The following is a 4,836-nucleotide window of genomic DNA, read 5'->3' as shown; positions in this document are numbered from 1 at the left end:
CCCCCGTCCGGCCCGTGGCCGTGACACCCGCACCGCTGCCAGCTCCACCGCCCGGCATCGAGGACGACCGCGAGCGGCTCACCTCCGGTTCGCGCGTGCTGCTGGTGGTGGAGGACGACGCCCGGTTCGCCCTCATCCTGCGCGACCTGGCGCGGGAGCTGGGCTTCCAGTGCATCCTGGCCCCCACCGCCACGGACGGCCTGGAGGCCGCGCTCGGCCACGCGCCGCACGCCATCCTGCTGGACATGAACCTGCCGGATCACTCCGGCCTCACCGTGTTGGATCAGCTCAAGCGCAACCCACGCACGCGCCACATCCCGGTGCACGTGCTGTCCGCGTCGGATCAGACGCGCGAGGCGCTGGAGCTGGGCGCGGTGGGCTTCGCGCTCAAGCCCGTGCAGCGTGAGCAACTGCTGGACGTCTTCCGCAACCTGGAGACGAAGTTCGCGCCGGGCACCCGCCGCGTGCTGGTGCTGGAGGACGACGCCCGCCAGCGCGAGAGCATCCAGAAGCTGCTGGAGTCGGAGGGCGTGGAGGTGGAGGGCGTGGCCACCGCGCACGACGCGCTCCAGCGGCTGCGCGAGCACACCTTCGACTGCATCGTGATGGACCTTCACCTGCCGGACCTGAGCGGCCAGGACCTCCTGGAGCGCATGGCCGCGGAAGAAGGCGTCTCCTTCCCGCCCGTCATCGTCTACACCGGGCACACGCCCAGCCGAGACGAGGAGCAGCGCCTGCGCCGCTTCTCGCGCTCCATCATCATCAAGGGCGTGCGCTCTCCGGAGCGGCTGCTGGATGAGGTGACGCTGTTCCTGCACCAGGTGGAGTCGCGCCTGCCGCCGGAGCACCAGCGCATGCTCCAGGCCGCCCGCGACCGCGAGTCCACGCTGGAGGGCCGCCGCATCCTCGTGGTGGAGGACGACGTGCGGAACATCTTCGCCCTCTCCAGCGTGCTGGAGCCCCGGGGCGCCAAGGTGGAGATCGCCCGCAACGGCAAGGAGGCCCTGGCGCTGCTCACCAAGAGCCTGGCCCAGCCGCAGCTCGCGGTGGACCTGGTGCTGATGGACATCATGATGCCGGAGATGGACGGCCTCACCGCCACGCGGGAGATCCGCAAGCAGGACGTGTGGCGCAAGCTGCCCATCATCGCGCTCACCGCGAAGGCCATGCGCGACGACCAGGAGAAGTGCCTCCAGGCGGGCGCCAACGACTACATCGCCAAACCGCTCGACGTGGAGAAGCTGCTGTCGCTGCTGCGCGTCTGGATGCCCAAGGGATGACGCCGCGCATGCTCGACGTGGCATCCAAGGACTTCGACATCGAGCTGCGGCTGCTGCTCGAGGCGCTGTATCTGAAGTACCACTACGACTTCCGCGGCTACGCGGTGTCGTCGCTCAAGCGCCGGCTGGCCCAGGCCGCGGACCGCTTCGACTGCGCGACCCTGTCCCAGCTCCAGGACCGGGTGCTGCACGAACCCGCGCTGTTCCCTGCCCTGCTGGACTACCTCACGGTGCAGGTGAGCGAGCTGTTCCGCGACCCGTCCTACTACCGCACCCTGCGCGAGCACGTGGTGCCGGTGCTGCGCACCTATCCGTCGCTCAAGGTGTGGATCGCCGGGTGCAGCACGGGGGAGGAGGCCTGGTCGCTCGCCATCCTCCTGCGCGAGGAGGGGCTGCTGGAGCGCACGCTCATCTACGCCACGGACATCAACCCCACCGCGCTCCAGCGCGCGGAGGCCGGGGTGTACGCGGTGGACCGCATCGCGTCCTTCACCCAGAACCACCGGCTGTCCGGCGCGCGCACGTCGCTGTCGGACTACTACACGGCCGCGTATGGCGGGGCGGTGTTCGACCGGTCACTCAAGGGGCACATCGTCTTCTCGGACCACAGCCTGGCCACCGACAGCGTCTTCGCGGAGGTGCAGCTGCTGTCGTGCCGCAATGTGCTCATCTACTTCAGCCGCGAATTGCAGGAGCGCGCGCTGGGATTGTTCGCGGAGTCGCTCTGTCACAAGGGGTTCCTGGGCCTGGGGGCGCGCGAGTCGCTGCGCTTCTCCTCGCACGAGGCCGCGTTCACCCCCGTCGTCCCCGAGGATCGGATCTTCCAGAAGCGCTAGAGGACCCGCCGCCCATGCCCACTTCGCGCCAACCCTCCGCAACGCCCGCTGGCCGCGTCGACGCCATCGTCGTGGGCGCGTCCGCGGGCGGGGTGGACGCGCTGTCCTTGCTCCTGCCCACGCTGCCCGCCGACTTCCGGCCCGCGCTCCTCGTCGTCGTTCACCTGCCCCGCGACCGCCCCAGCCTGCTGGTGGATGTGTTCTCCCCCCGGTGCGCGCTGCCCGTCCACGAGGCGGGTGACAAGCAGTCCATCCAGCCGGGGACCCTCTACTTCGCGCCCCCGGACTACCACCTGCTCGTGGACCGGGACGCGCACGGGCCGTCGCTCGCGCTGTCCCTGGATGCCCCCGTGCACTTCTCCCGCCCCGCCATCGACGTGCTCTTCGAGTCCGCGGCGGACGTGTACGGCGCGCGCCTGGGCGGCATCCTCCTGACGGGCGCCAACGCGGACGGAGCCCAGGGCCTCCAGGCGGTGCGCCGGGCCGGCGGCGTCACCCTGGTGCAGACCCCCTCCACCGCGCGTGCGTCCACCATGCCCTCGGCGGCGCTCGCGGCCGGGCCGGTGGATTTCGTGCTGCCTCTTGAACAGATGCCCGCCGTCCTGCGGGCGTGGGGGAATGGCGGTGCTATCTGACCTTTCTGTTCTCAGCAAGGAGCCCCAGCCCGTGGCCCTCCGGGTGAAGTGCCTGCTCGTCGATGACCTGGAGGAGAACCTCCTGGCGCTGTCCGCCGTGCTGCGGCGCGACGACGTGGAGGTGCACTGCGCCCGCTCCGGCGCGGAGGCACTGGAGTTGCTGTTGCAACACGAGTTCGCGCTCGCGCTCGTGGACGTGCAGATGCCGGAGATGGACGGCTTCGAACTGGCGGAGCTGATGCGCGGCTCCGAGCGCACCCGCGACGTGCCCATCATCTTCGTCACCGCCGGCACGGGCGACCCCCGGCGCACCTTCAAGGGCTACGAGGCGGGCGCGGTGGACTTCCTCTACAAGCCGCTGGAGGCACACGCGCTGCGCAGCAAGGCGGAGGTCTTCTTCCAGATGCACCGCCAGAAGCAGCAGCTGGCGCAGCAGCTGGACACGCTCGCGGAGACCCTGCGCCTCAACGAGATGTTCACCGCGGTGCTGGGCCACGACCTGCGCAACCCCCTGTCCGCCATCCTCACCGCGGCGGACCTGCTCCAGCGCCGCTCGGACGACGAGGCCGTGAAGAAGACGGCCACGCGGATGATGGCCGCCGGCAAGCGCATGAGCCGGATGATCGAGGACGTGCTGGACCTGGCGCGCGCGCGGCTCGCGGGTGGCATCCCCTTGCGCCGGGGGGAGACGGACTTCGGACAGCTGGTGCATCGCATGGTGCAGGAGCACCAGACGGCGTGGCCCCGTCACCACATCGAGGTGCGGCAGGACGGCGACCTCGTGGGGGACTGGGACGCGGACCGGCTGGCGCAGGTGGCCTCCAACCTCATTGGCAACGCGCTCCAGCACGGCGACGCCGCGGAGCCCGTGCGCATCCTCGTGGACGGCACGCACGACGACGCCCTGCGCTTCACCATCACCAACGTGGGCGTCATCCCGGCCCACCTGATGCCCTTCCTCTTCGACCCGTTCCGGGGCGGTCAGCAGCGCCGGGGCCGGGGGGAGGGACTGGGCCTGGGGCTCTTCATCGTCCAGCAGATCATCCACGCGCATCAGGGCGGCGTGGAGGTGCTCTCCGGCACCGGGCCCTACACGGAGTTCCGCGTGGAGCTGCCGCGCAAGGGCGTGGACGTCGTCAAGCTGTAGCGCCGTTGTCCGCGGGCACGCTGCCCGGGGCCTCCGGCTCCAGCGGCGGCAGCGTGTGCAGCCCCCAGCGCTGCCCCGCCTGCCAGGCGGGAACGCCGGAGACGCCCCAGCCGGCGCGCACGGCTTCGCGCCCCTCGAACTCCAGCCAGAAGACCGCGGTGTCCGGACGAGCCGCCTGGTCCAGGCACGCCACGCGCGACAGCGTGCGCCCGTGCGACTCCAGCGCCACGGCGAAGGGCTTGTGCGAGTGGCCGCAGAGCACCCACTTCGGATGCACCGTGTCCACCAGCTTGCGAGTGACGGGGTTGCCAATCCACGGCGACGGCAGCGGCCGCGCGGGGGCCAGCCGTTCCTCGCGGGCCCGCTGCACGATGCCCCGGGGCCACTCGTGCACCAGCAGCAGGTCCACGTCGCGCGCGGCGGCCACCTGCTCCACCTCCGGCGTGCGGAAGTAGCCCGCCTGCTTCGCCGTATCCAACGACGTGGGGCGCTTCAGCGGCTGGTCGATGAAGCGCGGCGCGTGGATGCCGGACAGGTAGGCCACGCGCAAGGGGCCCAGGGTGCGCAGGCCCGCGCGGCCCAGGTAGTGGACGTCCGGGGCCAGCTCCCCGCCTTCGGGCAGGTCGTGCAGCGCCTCGAAGTCCTCGTTGTTGCCGCCAATGAAATACAGCGGCCGCTTCACGCGGCGGATGCGGTCCGCGTACTCGGCGAACTCCGCGGGCATGGCGCGCTTGGCGGCCTTGCGGCGGTGGTCGTCCGCGTGGCGGAAGGCCTCCACGTCCCCCACCGCCAGCACGAAGTCCACCCGCCGGCCGCGCGCCTGCTCCAACGCGTCCAGCCACGCCTCCACCCGGTGGAAGCGGCCGTGAATGTCACCCAGCGCGGCGACGAGGAGGGAGTCCTGCGGCATGTCCTTCACTCAAGGCCTCCCGCCCCTC

General features: G+C 71.1%; 5 protein-coding genes. 4 read left to right on the top strand and 1 reads right to left on the bottom strand.

Going from position 1 to position 4,836, the window contains the following annotated elements:
* From D7X32_RS43175 to D7X32_RS43160, 4 genes are all read left to right on the top strand, one after another.
* Positions 1-1,280: response regulator (locus D7X32_RS43175; RefSeq protein ID WP_120608303.1), on the top strand; the 1,280-nt coding region annotated here is incomplete at its 5' end.
* A complete protein-coding gene (locus D7X32_RS43170) occupies positions 1,277-2,116 on the top strand; it encodes a CheR family methyltransferase (RefSeq protein WP_244239504.1) in 840 nt (279 codons plus the stop codon). The genes D7X32_RS43175 and D7X32_RS43170, both read left to right, overlap by 4 nt.
* Before the next feature lie 14 nt (positions 2,117-2,130).
* Positions 2,131-2,751 carry a chemotaxis protein CheB gene (locus tag D7X32_RS43165; RefSeq protein WP_120608300.1) on the top strand — a complete coding sequence of 207 codons (621 nt, stop codon included), beginning with the start codon at positions 2,131-2,133 and terminating at the stop codon, positions 2,749-2,751.
* A 31-nt stretch (positions 2,752-2,782) separates the two neighbouring features.
* Positions 2,783-3,898, top strand: coding sequence for a hybrid sensor histidine kinase/response regulator (locus tag D7X32_RS43160; RefSeq protein WP_208752738.1), 1,116 nt, complete (start codon positions 2,783-2,785; stop codon positions 3,896-3,898).
* Here D7X32_RS43160 and D7X32_RS43155 read toward each other — a convergent pair.
* Positions 3,888-4,808 carry a metallophosphoesterase family protein gene (locus tag D7X32_RS43155; protein WP_120608301.1) on the bottom strand — a complete coding sequence of 307 codons (921 nt, stop codon included), beginning with the start codon at positions 4,806-4,808 and terminating at the stop codon, positions 3,888-3,890. The genes D7X32_RS43160 and D7X32_RS43155 overlap by 11 nt on opposite strands.
* Between the last annotated feature and the right edge of the window lie 28 nt (positions 4,809-4,836).

The organism is Corallococcus carmarthensis (assembly GCF_003611695.1).
GTDB classification, from domain to species: Bacteria; Myxococcota; Myxococcia; order Myxococcales; family Myxococcaceae; genus Corallococcus; species Corallococcus carmarthensis.
The sequence above is the reverse complement of the archived record's forward strand: the minus strand, read 5'-3'. Positions and strand labels throughout refer to the sequence as shown.